The sequence below is a fragment of the Bradyrhizobium sp. USDA 4486 genome (assembly GCF_054057995.1).
Window position 1 is genome coordinate 6,129,808 of sequence record NZ_JBSRZV010000001.1, and the last position, 24,357, is coordinate 6,154,164.

At 65.4% G+C, this 24,357-nt stretch carries 22 protein-coding genes; 8 read left to right on the forward strand and 14 right to left on the reverse strand.

Annotation, left to right across the window (positions count from 1 at the left end):
* Window positions 1-13: 13 nt before the first annotated feature.
* The gene (locus ACVWY3_RS28925) at window positions 14-703 is read left to right on the forward strand and encodes a DUF1345 domain-containing protein (protein WP_456841515.1); all 690 of its coding nucleotides are present in this window, start codon (window positions 14-16) and stop codon (window positions 701-703) included.
* A 149-nt stretch (window positions 704-852) separates the two neighbouring features.
* Here the strand turns inward: ACVWY3_RS28925 and ACVWY3_RS28930 are convergent, their stop codons facing one another.
* Window positions 853-2,667 carry a caspase family protein gene (locus tag ACVWY3_RS28930; protein ID WP_456841516.1) on the reverse strand — a complete coding sequence of 605 codons (1,815 nt, stop codon included), beginning with the start codon at window positions 2,665-2,667 and terminating at the stop codon, window positions 853-855.
* 178 nt (window positions 2,668-2,845) lie between these two features.
* Window positions 2,846-3,274: a GFA family protein gene (locus tag ACVWY3_RS28935; protein ID WP_456841517.1), complete on the reverse strand. Its 429-nt coding sequence runs from the start codon at window positions 3,272-3,274 to the stop codon at window positions 2,846-2,848.
* A gap of 94 nt (window positions 3,275-3,368) precedes the next feature.
* Between ACVWY3_RS28935 and ACVWY3_RS28940 the strand changes: the two genes are divergently transcribed.
* The 3 genes from ACVWY3_RS28940 (at window position 3,369) to ACVWY3_RS28950 (ending at window position 6,465) form a co-directional block, all read left to right on the forward strand.
* A complete protein-coding gene (locus ACVWY3_RS28940) occupies window positions 3,369-3,743 on the forward strand; it encodes a nuclear transport factor 2 family protein (RefSeq protein ID WP_456841518.1) in 375 nt (124 codons plus the stop codon).
* A 195-nt stretch (window positions 3,744-3,938) separates the two neighbouring features.
* On the forward strand, window positions 3,939-4,808 hold the full coding sequence (gene bla, locus ACVWY3_RS28945; RefSeq protein ID WP_456841519.1) for a class A beta-lactamase: 870 nt from the start codon (window positions 3,939-3,941) through the stop codon (window positions 4,806-4,808).
* 46 nt (window positions 4,809-4,854) lie between these two features.
* The gene (locus tag ACVWY3_RS28950; RefSeq protein ID WP_456841520.1) at window positions 4,855-6,465 is read left to right on the forward strand and encodes a Na+/H+ antiporter; all 1,611 of its coding nucleotides are present in this window, start codon (window positions 4,855-4,857) and stop codon (window positions 6,463-6,465) included.
* 97 nt (window positions 6,466-6,562) lie between these two features.
* On the opposite strand, the gene ACVWY3_RS28955 is transcribed toward ACVWY3_RS28950, so the two are convergent.
* From ACVWY3_RS28955 to ACVWY3_RS28975, 5 genes are all read right to left on the reverse strand, one after another.
* On the reverse strand, window positions 6,563-7,375 hold the full coding sequence (locus tag ACVWY3_RS28955; RefSeq protein WP_456841521.1) for an N-acetylmuramoyl-L-alanine amidase: 813 nt from the start codon (window positions 7,373-7,375) through the stop codon (window positions 6,563-6,565).
* Window positions 7,372-8,268, reverse strand: coding sequence for a TauD/TfdA dioxygenase family protein (locus ACVWY3_RS28960; protein WP_456841522.1), 897 nt, complete (start codon window positions 8,266-8,268; stop codon window positions 7,372-7,374). The genes ACVWY3_RS28955 and ACVWY3_RS28960 overlap by 4 nt, the downstream gene beginning before the upstream one ends.
* A gap of 235 nt (window positions 8,269-8,503) precedes the next feature.
* On the reverse strand, window positions 8,504-9,787 hold the full coding sequence (ispG, locus tag ACVWY3_RS28965; protein WP_456841523.1) for a flavodoxin-dependent (E)-4-hydroxy-3-methylbut-2-enyl-diphosphate synthase: 1,284 nt from the start codon (window positions 9,785-9,787) through the stop codon (window positions 8,504-8,506).
* Window positions 9,788-9,929: 142 nt separating this feature from the next.
* Window positions 9,930-10,913: a DMT family transporter gene (locus tag ACVWY3_RS28970; RefSeq protein ID WP_456841524.1), complete on the reverse strand. Its 984-nt coding sequence runs from the start codon at window positions 10,911-10,913 to the stop codon at window positions 9,930-9,932.
* Between the two features lie 35 nt (window positions 10,914-10,948).
* On the reverse strand, window positions 10,949-11,443 hold the full coding sequence (locus tag ACVWY3_RS28975) for a Fur family transcriptional regulator (protein ID WP_456841525.1): 495 nt from the start codon (window positions 11,441-11,443) through the stop codon (window positions 10,949-10,951).
* Between the two features lie 157 nt (window positions 11,444-11,600).
* On the opposite strand from ACVWY3_RS28975, the gene ACVWY3_RS28980 reads away from it, so the two are divergent.
* The 3 genes from ACVWY3_RS28980 to ACVWY3_RS28990 are packed head-to-tail and all read left to right on the forward strand — an operon-like array spanning window position 11,601 to window position 14,812.
* Entirely contained in the window at window positions 11,601-12,083 is a 483-nt protein-coding gene (locus ACVWY3_RS28980; RefSeq protein ID WP_456841526.1) for a MarR family winged helix-turn-helix transcriptional regulator, read from the forward strand.
* A complete protein-coding gene (locus ACVWY3_RS28985) occupies window positions 12,076-13,251 on the forward strand; it encodes an HlyD family secretion protein (protein WP_456841527.1) in 1,176 nt (391 codons plus the stop codon). Before ACVWY3_RS28980 ends, ACVWY3_RS28985 begins: the two co-directional genes overlap by 8 nt.
* A gap of 4 nt (window positions 13,252-13,255) precedes the next feature.
* Entirely contained in the window at window positions 13,256-14,812 is a 1,557-nt protein-coding gene (locus tag ACVWY3_RS28990) for an MDR family MFS transporter (protein WP_456841528.1), read from the forward strand.
* A gap of 145 nt (window positions 14,813-14,957) precedes the next feature.
* Here the strand turns inward: ACVWY3_RS28990 and ACVWY3_RS28995 are convergent, their stop codons facing one another.
* The 4 genes from ACVWY3_RS28995 to pcaF all read right to left on the reverse strand — a co-directional run bounded on the left by ACVWY3_RS28995 (window position 14,958) and on the right by pcaF (window position 18,852).
* On the reverse strand, window positions 14,958-16,019 hold the full coding sequence (locus ACVWY3_RS28995) for a phosphotransferase (RefSeq protein ID WP_456841529.1): 1,062 nt from the start codon (window positions 16,017-16,019) through the stop codon (window positions 14,958-14,960).
* A 93-nt stretch (window positions 16,020-16,112) separates the two neighbouring features.
* On the reverse strand, window positions 16,113-16,715 hold the full coding sequence (gene pcaG / locus ACVWY3_RS29000) for a protocatechuate 3,4-dioxygenase subunit alpha (RefSeq protein WP_456841530.1): 603 nt from the start codon (window positions 16,713-16,715) through the stop codon (window positions 16,113-16,115).
* The gene (gene pcaH, locus ACVWY3_RS29005; protein ID WP_456841531.1) at window positions 16,715-17,416 is read right to left on the reverse strand and encodes a protocatechuate 3,4-dioxygenase subunit beta; all 702 of its coding nucleotides are present in this window, start codon (window positions 17,414-17,416) and stop codon (window positions 16,715-16,717) included. Before pcaH ends, pcaG begins: the two co-directional genes overlap by 1 nt.
* Window positions 17,417-17,643: 227 nt before the next feature.
* A complete protein-coding gene (gene pcaF / locus ACVWY3_RS29010) occupies window positions 17,644-18,852 on the reverse strand; it encodes a 3-oxoadipyl-CoA thiolase (protein WP_456841532.1) in 1,209 nt (402 codons plus the stop codon).
* A gap of 337 nt (window positions 18,853-19,189) precedes the next feature.
* Here pcaF and mutS point away from each other — a divergent pair, with 337 nt between their 5' ends.
* Entirely contained in the window at window positions 19,190-21,928 is a 2,739-nt protein-coding gene (mutS, locus tag ACVWY3_RS29015; RefSeq protein ID WP_456841533.1) for a DNA mismatch repair protein MutS, read from the forward strand.
* 102 nt (window positions 21,929-22,030) lie between these two features.
* On the opposite strand, the gene ACVWY3_RS29020 is transcribed toward mutS, so the two are convergent.
* From ACVWY3_RS29020 to ACVWY3_RS29030, 3 genes are all read right to left on the reverse strand, one after another.
* Window positions 22,031-22,834, reverse strand: coding sequence for a hypothetical protein (locus ACVWY3_RS29020; RefSeq protein ID WP_456841534.1), 804 nt, complete (start codon window positions 22,832-22,834; stop codon window positions 22,031-22,033).
* A gap of 171 nt (window positions 22,835-23,005) precedes the next feature.
* Window positions 23,006-23,515 carry an OsmC family protein gene (locus ACVWY3_RS29025; protein WP_456841535.1) on the reverse strand — a complete coding sequence of 170 codons (510 nt, stop codon included), beginning with the start codon at window positions 23,513-23,515 and terminating at the stop codon, window positions 23,006-23,008.
* A 54-nt stretch (window positions 23,516-23,569) separates the two neighbouring features.
* A complete protein-coding gene (locus tag ACVWY3_RS29030) occupies window positions 23,570-24,355 on the reverse strand; it encodes an ABC transporter ATP-binding protein (RefSeq protein WP_456841536.1) in 786 nt (261 codons plus the stop codon).
* Window positions 24,356-24,357: the final 2 nt, after the last annotated feature.

Below are 24,357 nucleotides of genomic sequence, written 5' to 3' on the forward strand. Positions count from 1 at the left end.
GAGAGCCATCATCATGGCCACCGACAAAGAAGATCCCGCCCTCGCCCGCTTCCGCCAGATGTCGCGGCCGGTGCGGCTGATCTATGCGCGGCCGCGGACCTTCATCTCGCTTGGCGTCGGTGTTCTCGTCTGCCTGCTGCTGCCGGGCTCGCACCGGCTGGTGACGCGGCTGTTGTTCGGCTGGGATGCGCTGATCGCGGTCTATCTCGCGCTGGTTTACACCATGATGCTCTGCAACGATCATCACCACATTCGTCGCGCGGCTGCGATGCAGGACGACGGTCGCTTCGTGATCCTGCTGGTGACGGCGATCGGTGCGTTCGCCAGCATTGCCGCGATCCTTTCGGAGCTCGGCACGGCGCATCGCGGCGCGGCCGAGCTGACTATCGCGATTACCACCATCGCGCTGTCATGGGCCGCCGTGCACACCACCTTCGCGCTGCATTACGCACATGATTACTACCGGAACGCCAAGCCGGGCGGCCTGCAGTTTCCGAGCGGTGACAAGGAAGACCACGCCGACTATTGGGACTTCGTCTATTTCTCGTTCGTGATCGGCATGACCGCACAGGTCTCCGACGTTGGCATCACCGACAAGACCATCCGCCGCACCGCCACCGCGCACGGCATCGTGTCCTTCATCTACAACACGGCCTTGCTGGCGCTGACGGTGAACATCGCGGCGAGCGCGATCTCGAACTGATCTGCCGTTCCTGCGTTTCGCGGGGACGACAGGGAGAGGCTTCTCACCCTAAAGCGCGATGAGATTTGGATGAATCGTCATCGCGCTTTAGGTTGTTGTTTACGCATGATCTTTCCGGAAAACCGCTTCGCACTTTTCCGGATCATGCTTTAGTGACACACTTCGGCATTGGCATCGTTGCCGGGGCCGCCACCGCCGCGATATTCGAGATGACAGCCGCGGTTGACCGGACGGCAGCCGCCGCTGTTGCAGAACACCTGCCCGCCACCCGAAGGGCGGCTGGCACCGGCGGCAGCGGCAATGCCGGCAGCAGCACCATAGCCGCCCGCGGCGCCGGCAGCCTGACGACGCTGCCGTGCGGGACGCTCCTCGCTGTCGTCGCGTTTGGCGGACGAGGGCTTGGCCGGCTTGGCGGCACGCTGCTTCTCGCATTCGTTGTCGTCGTTGACGGCATAGCCCTCACGGCAGACGATCTTGGTGCATTTGTCGCCGTCGGCCTTGAAGCCGTGCTCACAGACCAGCGGGCAGACGCGCGACTGCTTGGCCTTGACGGTATCGAGCGCGTCGGTACTTGCCACCTTCACGTCGAGCTTGGTGCCGGCATAACGGTTGAACTGCGATAGCGATCGCTGCGAGGACGTGTTCCAGTTGCCGTCGGCCTGTCCGGAGAAGCAGCCGACGCGGCCGAGCTCGGTCTGCACCGAGCGGGTGAGATCGGCTGCCGGCGCCGCCGGCGCCAGCGAGGCGACGTTGGTGCCACCAGGGCTTGCGGTACTGGCCGGCGCAGCGCTCGCCGCTGTCGCGGCGAGGTTGACGCGCTGCTGCTCGGCGGCGGCCGCCTGCTGCTGCGCCTGTTCCTTGGCTTTTCGCGCCGCGATCTGCGCCTGCTCGGCCGCCTTGGCGTCAGCCGCGGCCTTGGCCTGGGCTTCCTTCTGCGCACCGAGGGCCGCGAGACGATCGCGCTCGGCCTCGGCCTGCTTCGCCTTCTCGGTCGCCGCCGCATGAGCCTGCTCGGCGTCGATTTTCTCGAGCTGGAGCTTGGCTAGGCTCGCATAGAAGCCGTCGGGATGCTGGGCGAGAAACGCTTCCCATGCCGCCCGGTTGCCGACCTGGAGCGAGAGTTCATAGTCGCGGCGAATATCGGCCTGCGGGTTCGGCGCAGGCACCGCCGGCCCCGCCGCCACCACCTTGACCGGCACCAGCGGCACGTCATCGCCGCCGAGCGAGCCGTACACGAACGGCTCCTGCTTGTTGCCGGTCGACTTGAGCACGTCATCGCGCACGAAGCCGAAGGCGCGGCGGACATCGAGGCCTGGCGTCGTCAGATGCTTCGAGAGCGCGACCGTGAACGGACTGTTGGCGCCATCGCCGTCTTGCGCGGTGAAACCGGCCTTGGCCGAGTAGGCGATCAGCGTGTTCGGGCTGGTCGGCTCGACCTGGGCAAGGCCGCGGCCGATGCCGCGCGTTGCAATCGTACGCTTCATGGTCTTGCCGAACGGATTGTCGCGGCAGGCATCCAGGATCACCAGGCGCAGCTGCTTGGCGGGCTCGACGGCGACCAGGACACGATCGAGCGACAGCGCCTCGTCGTACACGTCGGTATCGCGCTCGAGCTTGGCGTCGACAGGGATCAGATAGTTGGAGCCTTCGACCTCGATGCCGTGACCGGCATAATAGACCACAGCGATGTCGGCATCGCGGGTTGCATCGGCAAAGTCGCGCAGCACGCGCCGCGTGTCGAGCGCCGAGAGGTCGTGACGGGCCTCGACGACGTCGAAGCCCGCCTCCCTCAGTGTCTTCGCCATCACCGCACCGTCATTGACGGGGTTCGCCAGCGAGGGCGCATGCTGGTAGGCCGAGTTGGCGAGCACCAGCGCGACGCGCTTTCCGGCAAAAGCGGGCCCGGCGCCGAACAGCAGCGCGGCGGCGAGCAGAAGCGGGCATAGTCTGAGCAGATTGCGCATGACACGACTTCCGAAGTTCAGAGGCGGTTCGAGCCCCTTTGGGACCGCTTTAGCAGGACCTGCTGCTGGCGCTTGTGATGGAGGTCACGAAGGCGCCGGCGGCGGGCCGAAAGACCCTTTATGTTTGTCGCGCCAGTGCGGTCGGGGTTCGCCGACAAAGTTCGCTCGCCCGGTTCCCCTAGCCCTCTCCAAGGTGCCCCCGATATTGCGGCAGATTGTCCGTAATCTCGTGCCAGGGCGCCTTCGAGCCGACGAAGATGTGGGCGGTCGGCCGGATCGAGGGGGCGTCGACCAGGGTTCCCATGGCGACATGGACCCATTTCCCCTCACGCACCCGGGAATAAAGCAGCGAGCCGCAGCGCGCGCAGTGGGCGTCGTGGGTGATGTCGTCACCATAGATGAGGCGCTGGTCTGCGCCTTGGACAAGGCGGAGCTTGTGCTGCTCGATCCCGGCGAACGCCTTGAAGGCGGAGCCGGTGGTGCGGCGGCAGTTCGAGCAGTGGCAGTTCATCGCGTAGGCGAACGCGTCCGCCACCTCGAAGCGTACACTGCGGCAATAGCATTCGCCGGTGAGGATGCGAGCGTTCGAATTTTCTGATCCGGTCACGACAACGTCTTCGCGCAAATGGCTGACACACCCATAGCGCATTCTGATGTGTACGAGTAAGTTCCTCGCAAGACATCATGCAAAGGGATGACCCATGAGCCAGAACCGCTCGAGCGTCGAAGCCGTCGTGCAATCGTATTTCGATGGGCTCTATGAGGGGGACGCCGACAAGCTCGGTGCCATCTTCCACCCCTCCGCCGATTTGCGCTGGGTCGAGAACGGCGAATTGCAGGTGCTGACCGTGCCCGACTGGCTCGACCGCGTGCGGAAGCGTCCCTCCGGCAAGGCCGAAGGCAAGCCGCGTGAGGATTTCATCGTCACCATCGACCGCTCCGACGACAAGACCGCCTTCATCAAGGTCCGCTGCCAGCTGCCGCCGCGCTACTTCACGGACTATCTGGTCGCAATGAAGCTCGCCGACGGCTGGCAAATCGTGTCGAAGTCGTACCGGTATGATCTGAGAGAGTGAGGGCTTCTCTCAATCGACCTTTCACTGCCCAGAATCTGACGTGCTCGTCCGCCATTCTCCATCATTGCGAGCGCAGCGAAGCAATCCAGAGTCTCTCCGCGGTGATAGACTGGATTGCTTCGCTGCGCTCGCAATGACGGTGTGGAAATATCGTTCGCCTTTCCTCGCTCCTCCCCAATTGTCCAAAAGGCCCCCATGCTGCTCGATCGCCGTTCCCTGCTCGCCTCTCTCTGCTGGATGGCCGCTGCGCCCGCTTTTGCCGCGAAGGCGCCGCCTGAGCTCGAATCCTATGAGCGCGAAAGCGGCGGAAAGATCGGGGTCTATGCGGAGAATCTCGCCACAGGCGCAAAACTCGCCTGGCGCGCCGACGAACGCTTCGTGATGTGCTCGACATTCAAGGCCTCGCTCGCGGCCTGCGTGCTGGCGCGGGTCGATCGCGGCGAGGAGCAGCTTGCGGCCATGATCCCTTACGGCCAAGATGACCTGCTCGACTACGCGCCGGTCGCCAAGCAAAACCTCGCCGCCGGCAAGATGTCGGTCGCTGACATGTGCAAGGCGATCGTCGAGCTCAGCGACAACACCTGTGCCAATCTGCTGCTGGCGCGGGTCGGCGGGCCCACCGCACTCACCGCGTTCTGGCGATCGCTCGGCGATGCCACCTCGCGGCTTGACCACAACGAGCCCGAGCTCAACCGCTCCCCGCCCGGCGATCCCCGCGACACCACGACGCCGGTGGCGATGGCCGGCAATCTGAAGCGGCTGATCGTGGGCGAGGCGCTGTCGCCGGCCTCTCGCGCACAGCTCACCGAGTGGATGGTGAACTGCAAGACCGGCGCGAACCGGCTGCGCGGCGGCCTGCCCGCGGACTGGAAGATCGGCGACAAGACCGGATACAACGGCAAGGATGCCGCAGGCGACATCGCCGTCGTCTGGCCCAAGCCTGACAGCAAGCCGGACATGCCGATCCTGATCGCGGCCTACACCCAGGGCGGCGCGCCGAACGCCGCCCAAATCCAAGCCGTATTTGCACGCATCGGGCGCATGGTGGCAGAGCAGCTGGTGTGAGCCGCGCCGCATTGACCTTGCGATTGCTTCCGGGCCAAGACAGGCCATGATCGCAGCGAAATTCCAGACCTTTCTCATCCTGCTCGCGGTGCTGGCGGGCACCGCGCTGGTCGCCCGTCGCTTCAACATCGCGCCCGCCATTTTGCTGATGCTCTCCGGCGTCGGCCTCGCCTTCGTGCCGGGCATGCCGCCGGTGGAGCTGCCGCCGGAACTGGTGCTGCTGATGGTGCTGCCGCCGCTGATCTACTCGGCGAGCGTTGCGATGAGCTGGCGCGAGTTCAGGAACAATCTGCGCCCGATCGTGCTGCTCGCGGTCGGCGCAGTGATCTTCACGGCGGCCATGGTGGCCGCCGCCACGCACTATCTGATCGGCCTGCCCTGGACGATCGGATTCCTGCTCGGGGCGATCGTCGCGCCGCCCGACGTGGTGGCACCGCTCGCGATCGCGCGCCGCCTGAACCTGCCGCGCCGGCTCGTGGTCATTCTCGAGGGCGAAGGGCTCGCCAACGATGCCACCGCATTGATCCTCTACCGCTTCGCGCTCGCCGCCATCATAGTCGGCCACTTCTCGCTGCCGCTGGCGGCCGGCGAATTCGCCCTTATCGTCGCCGGCGAGATCGCATTCGGCATCGGCGTCGGCTGGCTCTCCCTGCGTTTCCGCAAATGGTCCAGGGACCCGCAGGTCGAGCTGACGCTGTCGCTGATCACGCCCTACGTCTCCTACTGGCTGCCCGAGCATGTCGGCGGCTCCGGCGTGATCGCCACGGTCGCCTGCGGCCTCTATGTCAGCTGGAACGGCCCGCTGCTGATCTCGTCGGCGACGCGCCTGCAGGGCATCTTCTTCTGGGATCTCATCATTTACCTGATCGAGGGCCTGCTGTTCCTGCTCACCGGCTTCCAGATGCGCGCCCTCTATGAGAAATCGAAGACGTTCCCGCTCGACGACATTCTGATCGCGACCGCCGTGGTCCTGATGATCATCGTGATCGCGCGCTTCGCCTGGCTCTATCCCGCGACCTATCTGCCGAGAATCCTCTCGAAGTCGCTGCGCGAGCGCGATCCCTCGCCGCCATGGCAATGGCCGTTCGTGCTCGCCTTCACCGGCGTGCGCGGCGCCGTGTCGCTCGCGGCCGCGCTGGCGCTGCCGTTCACGCTGCCCGAGGGCGATGCCTTCCCCTATCGCGACCTGATCCTGTTCGTCGCCTTCGGCGTCATCTTCGTCACGCTGATCGGCGTCGGTCTGACGCTGCCGCCGCTGGTGCGCTGGCTCGGCGTCGCCGAGGCCGGCCGCAGCGAGCACGTCGCCGCCCACGAGGCCGAGATCGCGGCGCGCCGCCAAGCGCTCGATGCCGCGCTGAAATCGCTGGACGCGCTGACCGCGGAGAAGGAGGTGTCCGACGAGGTGATGCGGCTCCTGCGCGCGCGTCACGAGATTCGCCTCAACCAGCTCCCCGATGCGCTCGATCCCACTCAGCACGACGTCTCCGCCGCCGGCACCGCGCTGACCCGCGAGCTGATCGCCGCCGAACGCAAGTTCATCCACGAACTCCTGCGCGACGGCCAGATCACCGACGAGACCAGACGGCGGATCGAGCGCGATCTGGACTTGGAGGAGGCGAGCCTGGCGAACCGGGAATATCGGGGAGGGCCGCTGTAGCAGCCTGTCGTTGCGAGCGTAGCGAAGCATTTCCGCGGCGGCAGTCTGGATTGCTCTGCTGCGCTCGCAATGACGGTTGTTGAGACAGCGGAGCGATCTACCGCTTCTCGCAGAAATCCCTGACCCCGGCCGCAACGGCCCTCGCAATCATCTCCTGCCGCTCAGACGAGTTGAGCTCCATCTCCTCGTCGCGGTTGATGATCGAGCCGGCCTCGAGCAGCACGGCAGCACTCCTCGTCCGCGACAGCACGATGAGCCCATCATAGCGGTATACGCCGACATCCTTGTCGAGCAACTGATGCCGGTAACGGCCCATCAGTGGCAGCGTGTACTGGCCGGCGTAATGCAGGCCCTGCTCCTTGAGCTGCCTGCCGATCATCCGCGCCAGCAGCAGGCTGGTGGCAAAATGCGGATTCTGCTTCGACACGAACAGCGAGTGACCCGAGAAGCGGTCGCTGAAATAGCTCTTCGCGCCGTCGAATTCCCAGGTCTCGAGCAATTTATCCGGCACCGAATCGTGATGGATCGACAGGAAGAGATCGGTCCGGCTGTCATTGGCGGCACTGACCCGTTTGAATAGGCTCGGCCGCGCCTTGCCATCCGTGACGAGCAGGCGGGTGGCGGCAAAGCCTTCGGACCTGAGCTTTGCCGTGATGAGTTTTGCGAGAACGAAGTTGAAGCCGAACTCCGGATCATTGCGCGCGCTGAGCGCGCCATAGGATTCCGGTGTGTGTCCGACGTCGACGACAATCCGGAATCTCCGCGGCTCGCATGTCTCCGGCGCAGACGTTTTCGGTTTCGCCTTTGCAGCCTTCCGCGCCGCGGCCGCCTGGCCATGATCAACTGGCGACAGCAAAAGCGGGATCAGCGCAAACGCGACAGCGACGATGGCGCGCCACGGCTTGCTCACACCGGCCTTTCCCCCTTCACCGTCACCCGTGTGCCGGAGCGCGTGTGCGGCCAGTAGTCCCACATCGCGCGATGCTGGGTGCAGCGGTTGTCCCAGAACGCGATGGCGTTCTCGGTCCAGCGGAAGCGGCACTGGAACAGCGGGTTCTCGGCATGCTGGTAGAGATAGGCCAGCATGGCGTCGCTCTCGTCGCGCGGGATGCCATTGATGTGGCGGGTGAAGCCGCGATTGACGTAGAGCGCCTTCTTGCCCGTGACCGGATGCGTGCGCACCACCGGGTGCTCGGCGTGGGGATAGGAGGGACGGTCGGCGACGCCATAGTTCGCGTAGAGCCCGCGATAGATCGGCTCGCCGTCGTGCAGCGCGGTGAGGCCGTCGAGATAGGCCTTCATGCGATCCGACAGCGCCTCATAAGCGGCGTACATGTTGGCGAACAGCGTGTCGCCGCCGCGCGGCGGGCACTGCTTGATGTAGAGGATCGAGCCCATCGGCGGTTCGAGATCGCAGGACACGTCGGAGTGCCAGCCCTCGCCATTGGCGCGCGGCGAGTTCTTGTCGGCGTAGATCTTCATCAAGGCCGGATCTTCGTCCTCGTGCGGCGCGGCCGGATGGAAATGCAGCTCGCCGAACTTGCGGCCGAAGGCGAGATGCTGCTTCGGCGTGATGTGCTGGTCGCGGAAGAAGATCACGAGGTTTTCGGCGAGCGCGCGATGGATCTCGTCCATCTGCCGGTTGGAGCGCGCGTCCCCCTCGACGAGCTGGCCGATATCGACGCCGGAGATTTCCGCGCCGATGATGGGCGTGAGCTTTTCGACCGCAATGGTCTCGTAAGCAGCGCCTTCGTCCGCGCTGTGGCGATAGCGCGGGCCCTGCTTGCCGGCGAGTGAGCTCATGGGTGTTGCTCCCAATCATTGTTGATTGGGAGCCATCGTAGCGTGCGGCAATAGATACGCAATCTGCACCGCAAACTCAGCTGTCGTCCCTGCGAAAGCAGGGACCCATAGCCACAGGATTGAATTTGGCGAAGACTCGGAGTGACAGTCTGCCCAACCACGACGCCCTGTGGTTATGGGTCCCTGCTTTCGCAGGGACGACAGCGGAGTGTGGGGTGCTAGCGAGCGAGTGAAATCACTCCGCCGCGGTCACCGGGACCTTGGCGCCCTGGCCGTAGCGCTGGTCGATGTAGTCGATCACCAGTGCCTTGAAGTCGGCGGCGATGCCGGGGCCGCGCAGCGTGCGGAACTTCTTGCCGTCGACGAACACTGGCGCGGCCGGCGCTTCGCCGGTGCCGGGCAGCGAGATGCCGATATTGGCGTGCTTGGATTCGCCGGGGCCGTTGACGATGCAGCCCATCACCGCGACGTTGAGCTGCTCGACTCCGGGATATTTCGTCTTCCAGGTCGGCATCTCGTCGCGGATGAAATCCTGGATCGAGCGCGCCAGCTCCTGGAACGTCGTCGAGGTGGTGCGGCCGCAGCCGGGGCACGCCGCAACCAGTGGCACGAAGGTGCGGAAGCCCATGGTCTGGAGCAGCTCCTGACCGACCTGCACCTCGCGGGTGCGGTCGCCGCCGGGCTCCGGCGTCAGTGAGATGCGGATGGTGTCGCCGATGCCCTGCTGCAGCAGGATGCCGAGCGCGGCCGACGAGGCGACGATGCCCTTCGAGCCCATGCCGGCCTCGGTGAGGCCGAGATGGATGGCGTAATCCGAGCGCGCCGCGAGGTCCTGATAGACCGCGATCAGATCCTGCACGGCCGAGACCTTGGCCGAGAGGATGATGCGGTCCTTCGGCATGCCGAGCTCCTGGGCCCGCGCTGCCGAGAGCAGCGCCGACTGCACCATCGCTTCACGCGTCACCGCGCGCACATCGCGCGGATTCGGCGACGCGGCGTTCTCGTCCATCAGCTTGGTCAGCAGCTCCTGATCGAGCGAGCCCCAATTGGCGCCGATGCGCACCGGCTTGTTGTTCTTGTTGGCGATCTCGATGATGTCGGCGAACTGGGTGTCGCGCTTGTCCTTGAAGCCGACATTGCCGGGATTGATGCGGTACTTGGCGAGCGCCTCGGCGCAGGCCGGATGCTCGGCGAGCAGCTTGTGGCCGATATAGTGGAAGTCGCCGATCAGCGGCGTGGTGATGCCGCGCTTGAGAAGGCCGTCGCGAATGTGCGGAACCGCGGCTGCGGCCTCCTCGCGGTCCACGGTGATGCGGACCATTTCGGAGCCGGCGCGCGCCAGCGCTGCAACCTGGGCGATGGTGCCGTCGATGTCGGCAGTATCGGTGTTGGTCATCGACTGCACGACGATCGGCGCACCGCCGCCAACAGTGACGTCGCCGACCTTCACCTGGGTGGTCTGGTGCCGGGGCGCCGGGCCCGCGAGGTCGGAATCGATGGAGTTTTCGAGCTTGTTCATGGGGTCCAAATATCAGGTTTGGGTGGCATTCAGCAATGCATCAGCCGGCGCCGCAGCCGTTTGGCGGTATCCCTTTGAGTTCGAAGTTCCCTCACTCGCGGCGCCTCTGAGCGAACTTCGAATTCAAAGGAATACCAAGAACTTATGAATCGAGTGCGGCCTCCGGTTCAGGAGCTCCCTTATGGGCTCGCGGCACCGGGAGAGGGAGCTCCTGAACGGCCGCACTCGGACGGTTAACGAGGAAAAGCCCAGCAATTACAAGGACGGCGGCCGCCCCGAAAGCCAGGCTCAGGGTGTCGTGCATGATGAAATAGCTACCCACCACGCCAAACAAAGGGGTGATGAAGGTAAAAGCGGACAATTTGCTGGCCGAATAGGCCTTCACCAGCGCGAACCAAAGCGTGAACGTGGTTCCCACCACCCAGATCGCCTGGAAGGCCATCAGGCTGAGCGACAGCGGCGACGGTGGGTGGGTGATGGTCTCCTCGAACAGATATGCCGCCAGCCCGAGGATCGGGATCGAGGTCGCGACCTGGTAGCCGAGCGCCTTCTCGGGAGCTGCTAAGCGCAGCCTTGTGCCCTTGGCGACCAGTGTGGTCGCCGCCCAGAGCGCCGCGCCGCCGACGATCAGGAGATCGCCGAGCAGGACATGCGCGTCCACATTGGGTTGCGGAACGCCGATCGCGAGCGCAACGCCGGCAAAGCTGATGGCGAGGCCGAGCCATTGCGCAGCCCCGAGCCGCTCGCCGAGCACCTGATAGGAGCCGAGCGCCACGAAGAACGGCGCGGTGTAGAGGAACACCACCGCGCGCGAGGCAGAGGTCAGACGCAGGCCCTGGAAGATCAGCACGAACTCGATGCCGAACATCAGTCCTGCGATCAGGCCAGGCTTCCAGGTGCCGTCGCGCTCGAAGAACTTCACGCCCCGCAACCTGCCGATGATGAACAGCACCGGCAGCGCGCCCATGGAGCGGATCATCGCCTGCAGCATCGGCGGGATGTCCGGCAGCACCAGCTTCACCGCGATCTGGTTGAAACCCCAGGTCAGGCACAGCATGAGCATCAGGGCAATGGCGCCGGCACTGAGGGGACGACCGGCAGACGGGATGGCTTGAGGTGCGGACATGTCTTCCTGTGATCCGGCTTTGCGCCGTTGTTGGTTTATGCAGCTTTCTGACAATGGGTGCAGACGCCCGTGATCTCCACCACGGACAATTTGGGCGCAAAGCCCGAGCCGCGCGCCGCGGCGTTGATATCCCCGGCGAAGGATGCCGAGGGTATCTCGCCGACGAGGCCGCAGCGCTCGCAGATCAGGAACGCCACCGCCGAGGTTGAATCGTGGTCGTGGGCGGCGCAGGCGAGATAGGCGTTGCGGCTTTCTATGCGGTGCACGAGGCCGTTGGCCATCAGGAAATCGAGCGCCCGGTAGACCGTGATCGGCGCAGGCCGCGCCATCGACTTGGCGAGCTCGTCGATCACCTCATAGGCGCCGAGCGGGCGATGGCTGGAAAGCAAAGCTCCCAGCACCTGACGGCGGATCGGTGTGAATTTCTGCGCACGCAGCTTGCAAACGGCCTCGGCATGCGCCAGCGCGTCCGCAGTGCAGCGGCCGTGATCGTGGTCGGGCGCAGGAAAGGCCGGCTTTGCGAGGGTCATGTCGGCAGCGTTCTAGCATTTCGGGGAGGGAACCCAAAGCGCGACGCGGAATGCGGCTGCCCGCCATGCTCTTGCCGCGGGACAGCCTCCCGGCGATCCGCCATGAAATAATCATAAGCTTGCTTATTATATCCCAAGCTTATTGGAGGCCAAGCTTATGAGCCGCGGGTCGGTTGACCAGAATTTCCTTTTCACGCTCGGCGAGCTCTACCGTCTGCTGCGTGTCTATGCCGACAAAGAGGCCTCTCGCTTCGGCATCACCCGCGCGCAATGGGCCGTGCTGACCAAGGTCGAGCGCAGCGAGGGCATGAAGCAGTCGGAACTCGCTGAGCTGCTGGAGATGCAGCCGATCACGCTGACGCGGCTGATCGACAAGCTGTGCGACAACGATTGGATCGAGCGTCGCAGCGATGCCTCGGACCGCCGCGTCAAGCGCCTTTATCTGAAGAAAGCCGGGCGGCAACTGCTCGGACGGATGAGCGGGCTGAAGTCCGAGCTCACGGCCAACGCCCTCGACGGCATCAACCCGGCGGACGCCCACCGCCTTCTCACCCAACTCGAAACAATCAAGGAAAACGTGCGTAACGCGATCCAGAGTAGCGGAGCGGAACAGGCGCGTAAGGAGCAGCGCTATGGCTGATCAGGTCCTCAAATTCCAGCCCGAGCAGAAGATCGACGGCGGCAAGCCGACCAAGAAGGCCGGCACCGATCCGCGGCGCCGCTTCATGGCCGGCCTGCGCCGCTATCGGCGCTTCCTGCTGATGGTCGTGCTGCCTGTTGTGGTCGCCATCGGCGGCCTCACCTTCTATCTCAATGGCGGCCGCTATGTCGGCACTGACGATGCCTATGTCGGCGCGCAGAAGGTTCTGGTGACGCCTGACATCTCCGGCAAGATCGATAAGGTCGTGGTCAGGGAAGGCCAGCTCGTCCAGCAGGGCGACGTGCTGTTCGAGATCGACCCCGTGCCGTTTCGCCTCGCGGTGGATGAGGCCAAGGCGCAGCTGATGCAGGCGCAGACCACGTACGACAATCTTCGCGCCAACATCAAGATCTACGGCGATATGCTCAACCTCGCCCAGCAGGGCGTCGACCTCAAGCAGCGCGACGTCGAGCGCAAGCAGGCGCTGGTGAAGAACAGTTACGGCTCGCAGCTCGACCTCGACAACGCCGCGAACGCGCTGGTCACGTCGGGGTCGATCGCACAATACGTCAAGCAGCAGATCTCGACGGCCAAGACGCAACTGCTCGGTGACACCGACCTGCCGCTGGAAAAGTTCCCGCCCTATGCGCAGGCCAAGGCCAAGCTCGACAATGCCGAGCGCAATCTCGATCACGCCGTGGTGCGCGCGCCGATGAGCGGCGTGGCGACGCAGGTCGAGCAGATCCAGCTCGGCCGCTACGTCAGCGCCGGCACGGCGGTGTTCTCCATCATCGATGTCGCTCATCCCTGGGTCGACGCCAACCCGAAGGAGAGCGACCTCACCTATGTCACCGAGGGGCAGCCTGTGACCCTCGAGGTCGACGCATTCCCGAACCACGTGTTCAAAGGCAAGATCGGCTCGCTCTCGCCCGGCACCGGCGCGCAATTCGCGATCCTGCCGCCGCAGAACGCCACCGGCAACTTCGTCAAGGTGGTGCAGCGCGTGCCGATCCGAATCTATTTCGACGAGACCGACAAATATGTGAGGAAGCTGAAGGCCGGCATGAGCGTCTATGCCACCATCGACACCGGCCACAAGCGCTCGCTCGCCGGACTGTTCGGCCTGTCGGCGACGGCAAGCCAGGATAAAGACCACGACAAGGACTGATCCGATGTCCGGCCCCAATGCCAGCCTGATGGTCCCCGGCCTGCGCCGGAACATGGTGACGATCTGCGCCATGACTGCGACCATCATGCAGGCGCTGGACACCACCATCGCCAACGTCGCCCTGCCCTACATGCAGGGCACGCTGTCGGCCTCGCAGGACCAGATCAACTGGGTGCTGACCTCCTACATCGTCGCCGCCGCAATCATGACGGCGCCGGTGGGCTGGATCGCCAACCGCTACGGCCGCAAGCGCATCTTCATCATCTGCTCGGCCGGCTTCACCATTGCCTCCGTGCTGTGCGGCCTCGCGCAGGACATCAACCAGATGGTGCTGTTCCGCCTGCTGCAGGGCGTGTTCGGCGCCGCGCTGGTGCCGCTGTCGCAATCGGTGATGCTTGACTACTACACGCTGCAGGAACGCGCCAAGGCGATGTCGATCTGGGGCATGGGCGTGATGATGGGCCCGATCATGGGCCCCTCGCTCGGTGCCTGGCTCACCGAGACCTATTCCTGGCACTGGGTGTTCTTCGTCAATCTGCCGTTCGGCGCGATCACCGTGATCGGGCTGATCATCTTCATGGATGAGACCAAGAAGGATCTCACTCTCAAGTTCGACTGGCTCGGCTTCGCCGCGCTGGCGATCGCGATCGGCGCCCTCCAGCTCGCGCTGGACCGCGGCGAGCAACTGGGCTGGCTCGAGTCGAACGAGATCATCGCGGAATTCATCGTCTCGGCCGTCGCCTTCTACTTCTTCCTGGCGCACTCCTTCACGACCTCGACGCCGTTCATCCGCTTCGCGCTGTTCCGGGATCGCAACTTCGTCACCGGCTGCATGTTCATGATCGTGATGGGCCTCGTGCTGTTCTCGACCATGGCGCTGGCTTCGCCCTACATGCAGAACGTGATCGGCTATCCCATCATCACCGCCGGCCTGCTGCTGGCAAGCCGCGGCTTCGGCACTTTCTTCGCCATGATGCTGGTCGGCCGCATGATGCGCTATTTCGAGGCGCGCACGCTGATCATCACGGGCCTGACGCTGACCGCGGGCTCGCTGTTCCAGATGACCGGCTGGACCGACCTGACCCAGGTGCCGGAGATCGTGACCGTCAGCGTGGTCCAGGGCTTCGGCTTCGGCCTCGTGTTCGTGCCGCTCTCGACCGTGTCGTTCCTGACGCTGTCGAACGACCTGCGCACCGACGGCACCGCGATGCTGACCCTGATGCGCAACGTCGCGAGCTCGGTCGGCATTTCCGTCGTCATCGCCGAGCTGACGCAAGGAACGCGGCGAACCTATGCGATCCTGTCCGAGCACATCAACCCGTTCAACCACGCGCTGCAGATGCCTGACGTGCGCGGCATGATCAACCTGTCCACCGACGCCGGCCGCGCCATGGCCGACAGGATGGTCGGCGTGCAGGCGCAGATCATCGCCTTCGCCCACGACTACCAGCTGGTGATGTTCTTCATTCTCTGCACCATCCCGCTCGCCCTGCTGATCGGCTCCACCAAGGCCGCGCTGCGCAAGCAGGCCGCGGGGCCGGAGCATGCGGTGATGGAGTAGGACACACGCCAGTCTCATGCCCCGGACGCAGCGCAGCGCTGCTTCAGCGTTGCGCTGCTGGGCCGGGGCCCATACGGCGCCATGCTGGGGTCCCGGTTCTGCGGCGCACCGCTGCGCGCTGCACCGCGCCTGGGACAAGCAGCCGCTACAACAACTCCTCGCAGCCCAAATCCTCGACCGCCATCATCACCCGCTCAAGGTTGTTCCACCAGATCAGCGGCGGGATGTTGATGCTCCATTGGCAGACCGGCTTGGTGATCTGCCAGAGCACCGACAGACGATAGTCCTGATCGAGCGCGCCGCGTGTGTAGCCGGTGACGCCATTGGCCATCAGCGTCTCGTGATAATGATTGAGCAGCGGCCGCTCGAGCGCCTGCCTGCGGTCCGGATACCATTGGATCGCCATCATGTAGGCGAGGTCGGTCGTCGGCACGTTGACGCGCCACTGGTCGAAATCGAAGATGCGCACGGTGTCTGCGATACCGGGGCGCGGCAGCAGGAAATTCCAGATATGGGCATCGCCATGGGCAATGCTGATATGACGCCGTGACTGATAGCGCTGGGACAGCCGGGCCGAATGCTCGATCAGGCGGCGATAGAGGGTGCGGCGCTCTTCGCCGAGACGGTCGCCGAGGAGATCGGCAAAACGGTCGTAATGACCGGCGAAGGTCTCCATGTGCTGCGCGCGCTCCTCAGCGCTCGCCCAGCTGCCGACGGTGTCACCAAGACCGGGATGGTCCCACCATGCCGCATGCCAGCGCGCCAGGGTCGTGACGATCGCCATCGCCTGCTCGCGCGTCGGCGGCAGAGGCCATTGGGTCGCGATCACATGGCTGTCGGTGAGATCCTCGAGCAGAAGGTGCCAGGCCCGGCTCTCCTCGTCGAAGCTCCCGTCGAAGCAGCGCGGCGCGAGCCCCCGCGGCATGCTCGGCGCAAGCTGCGTGTAGAAAGCCACCTCGTGCCGACCGGCATCGGCAAGTGATTTCGCGAAGGCGGCATGCGCGGTCTTCAGGATCAGCGATTGCGGCGCGCCGCCGGCTTCACCGACATAGCGCAGGCCGAGGCGGATGATGTGCGACACAACGGTGTCGCGCTGGTGCAGCACCTTCACCTCGCGCACGGCGCCGGCGTCCAGCGCACCCGCCTTGCGCAGGGCAGCCGTCAGATAGCTGGGCTCCGTGACCGCCGGCAGTGGTGAGGATGTCATGAATCGCGCCCCCCGGTGCTGCAGCCATACTGCATGATCACCCGGGGAAGCGCCAGCGCGCGTCGGCCGCCTTCACAGGAAGGCGGCGAGACGTCACACGTCGAAGAACACCGTCTCGTTGTCGCCCTGGAGCCGCAGGTCGAGCCGGTAGACCGGCTTCCCGGCTTCGCGCACCGCGGTCAGCGTGGCGCGGCGATCGGCCGGCACCAGCGCCAGCACGGGGTCGGCGGCGTTGCCGGCCTCGTCGCTGAAATAGATCCGGGTGTAGAGATGCCGCAGCATGCCGCGTCCGAACACCGCTAGCAGGACATGCGGTGCCTGCGGCTTGCCATCGGGATCCGGCACCACACCCGGCTTGATGGTGTCGAAGGAATAATTGCCGTCCTTGTCGGTGCCGCAGCGGGCAAAGCCACGGAAGCTGGCGTTCGGCAATGCGCGCTTGTCCTGCGGGTCGGCAAAGCGTCCCTGCGCATCCGCCTGCCAGATCTCCAGCATGACATCGGGCACGGCGACGCCGTCGCCGTCATACACCCGGCCCTCGATGCGGATGCGATCGCCCGTGACGTCGGGCGTCAGCGTCGAGTTGGTGAACGCGTCGTTCCAGGCGTACTCGCCGTTCGGCGTCAGGCCGTATTTGAAGAACGGACCGACGGTCTGCGATGGGGTGATCCCGTTGGGCTTCACAGAATCCTGCACTAGTGATTCTCCATAGGCGTGGCGTTCTTGCCGCGCAGCACGATGTCAAAGCGGTAGCACAGCGCCCATTCGGGCTGGGTGTTCTCGAGGTCGAACGACGACACCATCCGCGCCCGCGCCTTCTCGTCCGGCACCGAGTTGAAGATCGGATCGAACGGGAACAGCGGATCGTTCGGGAAATACATCTGCGTGACGAGGCGCGTGACGAAGGAATGGCCGAACACCGACAGATGGATGTGCGCGGGACGCCAGGCGTTGTGATGGTTGCCCCAGGGATAGGCGCCGGGCTTGATGGTGACGAAACGGTAATAGCCGTCGGCATCGCTCACGGTGCGGCCCGCACCGGTGAAATTCGGATCGAGCGGCGCCGGATGCTGGTCGCGGACATGGACGTAGCGGCCGCAGGAATTGGCCTGCCAGATCTCGACCAGCGAGTTCGGCACGCCGCGGCCGTCCTCGTCGCGGACATGGCCGTGCACGATGATGCGCTCGCCGATCGGCTCGCCCGCATGCTGAGTGGTGAGGTCATTATCGCCCTGGCGCACCGTCTCGTGGCCGTAGACCGGGCCGGTGAGTTCCGACAGGGTGTGGCGCATCGGGATCAAGGGCTTGTTCGGCGCGCGCTTGATCGAGCTCTTGTACTCGGGCGACAGCGGCAGCGGATGCGCCCTGTTGCTGTCGGTGGGATAGATGAATGTCATTGGCGAACTCCTCCCCGGCCATTTTGGTCCTGCCGGTCAACGCTTCCGCCAATCATTATAGGACATAACTAATTTGGGGAAGCGGGTTTCGGCGGCTTCCTTGCAGCTGTCATTCCGGGGCAGCCCGTCAGGGCTGAACCCGGAATCTCGAGATCCTCAGGTGCGCAACTGCGCACCATAGTTCAGGTGCAAGTGCACCGCCCCGGGATGACGAACGCTGCGTTTCATCAATTCAGCTTCTCGATCGCGACCGCGACACCCTGGCCGACGCCGACGCACATGGTGGCGAGCGCGAGCTTGCCGCCGCGCTTCTCCATGCCATGCACGGCGGTGAGCGCGAGGCGCGCGCCGCTCATGCCGAGCGGATGGCCGAGTGCGATGGCGCCGCCATGCGGATTGACGTAGTCGGCATCGTCGGCGACGCCGAGCTGGCGCATGCAGGCGATGCCCTGCGAGGCAAAAGCCTCGTTGAGCTCGATCAGGTCGAAATCGTTGATCTTCTTGCCGAGCCGCTCCATCAGCTTGCGGGTCGCGGGCACGGGGCCGATGCCCATGATGCGCGGCGGCACGCCGGCCGAGGCGAGGCCGAGGATGCGGGCGCGCGGCGTCAGGCCGTGCTTCTTCACCGCGGCTTCCGAGGCCAGGATCATCGCGGCGGCGCCGTCGTTGACGCCGGAGGCGTTGCCAGCGGTCACCGTGCCGGGATTGCGCACGATCGGCTTCAGTTTTGCCAAGCCTTCCAGCGTGGTCTCGGGGCGCGGATGCTCGTCCTTGTCCACGGTGATGGGGCCGGACTTGCCGCCGGGAATGGTGATCGGCGTGATTTCTTCGGCGAAATAGCCGGCCGCGATCGCCTTGCCCGCGCGCTGCTGCGAGCGGATCGCGAAGGCGTCCTGGTCGGCGCGCGAGACCTGGAATTCCTCGGCGACGTTCTCGCCGGTCTCCGGCATCGCATCGACGCCATACTGTGCCTTCAGAAGCGGATTGATGAAGCGCCAGCCGATCGTGGTGTCGAAGATCTCGGCGGAGCGTGAGAATGCTTCCTGCGCCTTGCCCATCACGAAGGGCGCGCGTGTCATGGATTCGACGCCGCCGGCGATCGCAAGCTCGATCTCGCCGGAACGGATGGCGCGGCCCGCAGCGCCGACCGCGTCGAGGCCGGAGGCGCAGAGGCGGTTGAGCGTCTGGCCGGGAACCGAATCCGGCAGGCCTGCCAGCAGCAGCGCCATGCGCGCGACGTTGCGGTTGTCCTCGCCGGCCTGGTTGGCGCAGCCGAAGAACACTTCGTCCACTTGCGCCCAGTCGAGATTGGAGTGCTTGGCCATCAGCGCCTTGATCGGGGCGGCGGCGAGGTCGTCGGCGCGCACCTTGGCGAGCGAGCCGCCGAAGCGGCCGATCGGGGTCCGCACGGCATCGCAGATAAAGACGTCACGCATCGTTGTTCTCCCTGAATGCCGCGATCCGGCCAAATTCTTCAATGTCGGCGGAGTTTTAGGAGGGTGCCCGCGGCAGGTCAATTGACGGTTTCGCGGGTGGCATATTCGAAACTCTCCGTCATTCGGGGCGCCCCGAGGGCGAGCTATGGTGCGCAATTGCGCACCTGAGAATCCATAACCACGAGCCGGCGGTATTCCGGGCCTGCGCTGTCGGCGCATCCCGGAATGACGATGAGAATGTGGCAGCTCCTCGCCTGATGCGGACAACGTGGAAAACCTCCCCTCTCCGGCCAAACCGATAGGAGCAGGTGCCGAAATTTTGTAGGTTGCGCCGCCCATGACCATGCAACAACCGATACCCGTACTGCCGCCCGACGAAGCGCCCGCGCCACAGGCGGAAGCCGCCGCGCGCGTCACGCCGATGATGGAACAGTACCTCGAGATCAAGGCGGCGCATCAGGGCCTCCTGCTGTTCTACCGGATGGGCGATTTCTACGAGCTGTTCTTCGAGGACGCCGAAATCGCCTCCAGGACGCTCGGCATCGTGCTGACCAAGCGCGGCAAGCATCAGGGCAACGACATCCCGATGTGCGGCGTGCCGGTGGAGCGCTCCGAGGATTATCTGCACCGCCTGATCTCGGCCGGCCACCGGGTCGCGGTCTGCGAGCAGACCGAGGACCCTGCGGCGGCGAAAGCGCGCGGCAACAAGAGCGTCGTGCGCCGCGGCGTGGTTAGGCTGGTCACGCCGGGCACGTTGACCGAGGACACGCTGCTCGATGCGCGTGCCAACAACTACCTGCTCGCGATCGCGCGGGCGCGTTCGTCCGCCGGCGGCGACCGCTTCGGCCTCGCCTGGATCGACATCTCGACTGCCGAATTCATGGTGACGGAGGTTTCCGGCGGCGAGCTGGCGGCGACGCTGGCGCGCATCAACCCGAACGAGGCGATCGTCACCGACGCGCTCTATAACGACAGCGAGCTCGGCCAGACCCTGCGTGAGCTCCCGGCAGTGACGCCGCTGACCCGCGACGTCTTCGACGGCGCCACCGCCGAGAAGCGCCTCTGCGACTATTTTGCGGTCGCGACCATGGACGGCCTCGCGCAGCTGACGCGGCTGGAAGCCACGGCAGCTGCCGCCGCGGTCACCTATGTCGACCGCACCCAGGTCGGCAAGCACCCGCCGCTGTCGCCGCCCGCGCGCGAAGCCTCGGGCGCGACCATGGCGATCGATCCGGCGACGCGCGCCAATCTCGAGCTGACGCGGACGCTCGCCGGCGAGCGTCGCGGCTCGCTGCTCGATGCCATCGACTGCACCGTGACCTCCGCCGGCTCGCGTCTGCTGGGGCAACGCCTCGCCGCACCGCTGACCGATGCGACGGCAATCGCGCGGCGGCTCGATGCGGTCGGCACCTTCGTTGCCGATTCTGCTGCGCGCGAGGACATCCGCAGCATCCTGCGCGGCGCACCCGACATGTCGCGCGCGCTGGCGCGCCTGTCGGTCGGCCGCGGCGGCCCGCGCGACCTCGCGGGCTTGCGCGACGGCATCATCGCCGCCGATCAGGCGCTGACGCGGCTCTCGGAACTCGAGCAACCGCCGCAGGAGATCGCGGCGGTGATGGCCGCCTTGCAGCGACCGTCGCGGGAACTCGCAGCCGAATTTGCCCGTGCCCTCGAGGAGCAATTGCCGCTGATCAAACGTGACGGCGGCTTCATTCGCGCGGGCTACGAGCCTGCGCTGGATGAAGCGCGAAACCTGCGCGATGCCTCGCGCCTCGTGGTCGCCTCGATGCAGGCGCGCTACGCCGACGACACCGGGGTCAAAGCGCTCAAGATCCGCCACAACAACGTGCTCGGCTATTTCGTCGAGGTGACCGCGCAGCACGGCGACAAGCTGATGTCGGCGCCGCTGAATGCGACCTTCATCCACCGCCAGACCCTGGCGGGGCAGGTGCGCTTCACCACGTCGGAGCTCGGCGAGATCGAAGCCAAGATCGCCAATGCCGGCGACCGCGCACTCGGCCTCGAGCTCGAGATCTTCGAGCGGCTCTGCGCCAAGGCGCTCGCGATCAGCGACGATCTGCGCGCGGCGGCGCAAGGCTTTGCGCTGCTCGACGTCGCGACGTCACTGGCGAAGCTCGCCGTCGACGAAAACTATGTGCGGCCAGAGGTGGACTCGTCGCTTGCCTTCGCGATCGAAGCCGGGCGCCACCCTGTGGTCGAGCAGGCGTTGAAGCGCAACGGTGAGCCGTTCATCGCCAATGCCTGCGATCTGTCACCTAGCCCTGCGCAAAAGTCCGGCCAGCTCTGGCTGCTCACCGGTCCGAACATGGCGGGTAAATCCACTTTCCTGCGCCAGAACGCGCTGATTGCCTTGATGGCGCAGATCGGCAGCTTCGTGCCGGCGACGCGCGCGCGGATCGGCATCATCGACCGTCTGTTCTCGCGCGTCGGCGCCGCCGACGATCTCGCCCGCGGTCGTTCCACCTTCATGGTGGAGATGGTCGAGACCGCGGCGATCCTCAACCAGGCCGGCGAGCGCTCGTTGGTGATCCTGGACGAGATCGGCCGCGGCACCGCGACCTTCGACGGTCTTTCGATCGCCTGGGCCGCGATCGAGCACCTGCATGAGAGCAACCGCTGCCGCACGCTGTTCGCGACGCATTATCACGAGCTGACCGCGCTCTCGGCAAAACTGCCGCGCATGTTCAACGCCACGGTGCGCGTGAAGGAATGGCAGGGCAACGTCGTGTTCCTGCACGAGGTGCTGCCGGGCTCGGCCGACCGCTCCTATGGCATCCAGGTCGCAAAACTCGCCGGCCTGCCGCCGGCCGTGATCACGCGCGCCAAATCCGTGCTCTCCAAGCTGGAAGCGCAGGACCGCGGCCAGACCGCGCGGGCGCTGGTGGACGACCTGCCGCTGTTCGCCGTCCCCTCCCGCGCCGCCGCGGAAGCTGCGCCGCCGAGCGAGGCCGAGCTGCTGATGGACGCCGTGAAGGCGCTGCACCCGGACGAGATGTCCCCGCGCGAGGCGCTCGAAGCGCTCTATGCGTTGAAGGCCAAGCTGCCGAAGCAGTGAAAAGTGCCGCAGGGTGGGCGAAGCGCAGCGTGCCCACCCTGTCATAGCCAAGACTGAAAGGAGATGGTGGGCACGGCGCGAAGAGCGCGCCTTCTGCCCACCCTACGAAACTGCCGCCAGCCGCTTCCGTCGTCCGTTCCACCACAGTGTCAAATTCCAGCCGATGCAGGTGGCGAGCCCCATGGTGAGGCCGATCGCGGAGCCAAAGTTTGCGGCACCGACATGCAGCACCGCAATCGCCATGCCGAATCCGAGCAGGCCCCACGCGGAGTTGGCGAGCACGGCGGCGGTCGGCGGACCGCCGATGCGCGGATGCAGGATCACCATGATGCTGGTGAACACGATCGGGTAGAGCGCGATAACGCCGCTCACCCGCGGGCCGACCCAGCCCGAGGTCGAGACCACGATGGCGACCAGCGTCGCCACCAGCGAGGCGCGGAACGGAAGGTCGTACCAGCGGCGCGTCACCAGCGGCATCTTCGCATGACGGTAGTTTGCCAGCAGGGGAATGCAGATGCCGAAGGCGACCAGGTTCACCGCAAGGCCGGCCGTCAGACTCCAGTCGAACAGGCGGATGATGGAGGCGAGCACGATCCACACCGCGACGGCGCTTCCACAACTCACCAGCAGATTGTTCCGCTGCGCCAGCACGACGTAGGTGAGCCCGAGGACGATCGTCGCAGCGTTGACCGGAAGGCTCGCCAGCGCGCCTTGCGCAATGAAGGCGGCGTCGTGGTCGATGGCGAGGAAGACGTAGGACGGACCGGCCGAGATCGGCAGCGTCGCCACCAGCGCGCCGATCACCGGGCCGGAGCGTTCAGTGATGATCGACGCCGACACCACGAACGCCGCCGCGATCGCCATGCGCAGGACAAGGAGGAGAATGAAGTGGAACTCGGGAGGCATTTTTTGTTTGTCATCCCGGACAAGCGCAGCGCAGATCCGAGACCCATGGCCACAGGCTTCGCTGTGTCAGACGATTGTAGTGATCAGTTCGGCAATACAATCGGCCTTTGGGATTATAGGTCCCGGCGTTCGCCGGGACGACACCAATTGTGGAGTAGCGGCTTTCGCTCCTCATATCCGCTGCATCGACACCGAAACCTTCGGGCCGTTCTTGATGGTCTGATAGACCACGCAATAGCGCTCGGTGAGCTTGAGCAGCAGATCAAGCTTGTCCTGCGGCGCGTCGGTGTCGACCTCGAAGCGGAGACGGATCTCGGCGAAGCCGACCGGGGTCTCCTTGTCGATGCCGAGCGTTCCGCGGAAATCGAGATCGCCCTCGGCATAGACGTTGCCGGTCTTCAGCGGCACCTCGATCGCGGTCGCGACCGATTTCAGCGTGACGCCGGCGCAGGCGACGAGCGCTTCCAGCAGCATGTCTCCGGAGCAGAGCTCGAGGCCGGAGCCGCCCGTGGCGGGATGCAGGCCGGCCATCGCGATGGCGCGACCGGTCTCGACTTTGCAGGCGATGCCTTCGCTGTCGGTGGAGCCCTTGGCCTTCAGCGTGATCATCGCGGCCTTGGGATCGGTCTTGTAGCGTTCCTTGATCGGGGCCTGCATCTGGCGCAGTTCGGCAGCGTCCATGTTGTTCTCTCCCGGAAAATACGCCTGCCGATGTACCGGCTTAAGGAGCGAATGTCACCACCACATGGCCTCACCGGGACCCTGGGTTGCGTCACGGTCGGGCACGCTGCGGTCCAGCGAGCGGTCGAGTGACGTCAGCACACTGCGCTTGAAATTCTCGAACAGCGGCGAGTTGCGATCCCGCGGCCGGCCGAGATTGATCTCGATCTGGTCGAACAGCCGGCCGGGCCGTGGCCGCATCACCAGCACGCGGTCGGCCAGCACCACAGCTTCGTCGACGTCATGCGTGACGAGGATCAAGATCGGGCGCGTGTCGGCCCAGAGGTCGAGCAGGTGATCCTGCAGATCCCTGCGGGTGAAGGCGTCCAGTGCGGAGAACGGCTCGTCGAGCAGCAGCACCTCGGGCTGCGGCACCAGCGCCCGTGCGATCGCGACGCGCTGCGCCTGCCCTCCCGAGAGCTCGCGTGGCCAGGCTTGTGCCTTGTCGGCGAGCCCGACGCGCTCGAGCGCACGCGCGACCTTCTCACGGCGTTCGGCAGCCGGTAGGTCGGCAAGGCCGAAACCGATATTGTCGGCGACGCTGAGCCAAGGGAGAAGCCGCGGCTCCTGGAAGATGATGCCGATCTTGGCATGCGGCGAAGAGATTGCCTCACTGTCGAGCGTCACTGTGCCCGAGCTGGCGCAGTCGAGGCCGGCGATGGCGCGGAGCAATGTCGACTTGCCGCAGCCGGAGCCGCCAACGATGGCGATGATCTCGCCCTGCCCGATCTCTGCGGAGAAGCGCGCCAGCGCCTGGACGCCATTCGGATAGGTTTTGCTGACCCGGTCGAGCGCCAGCATCG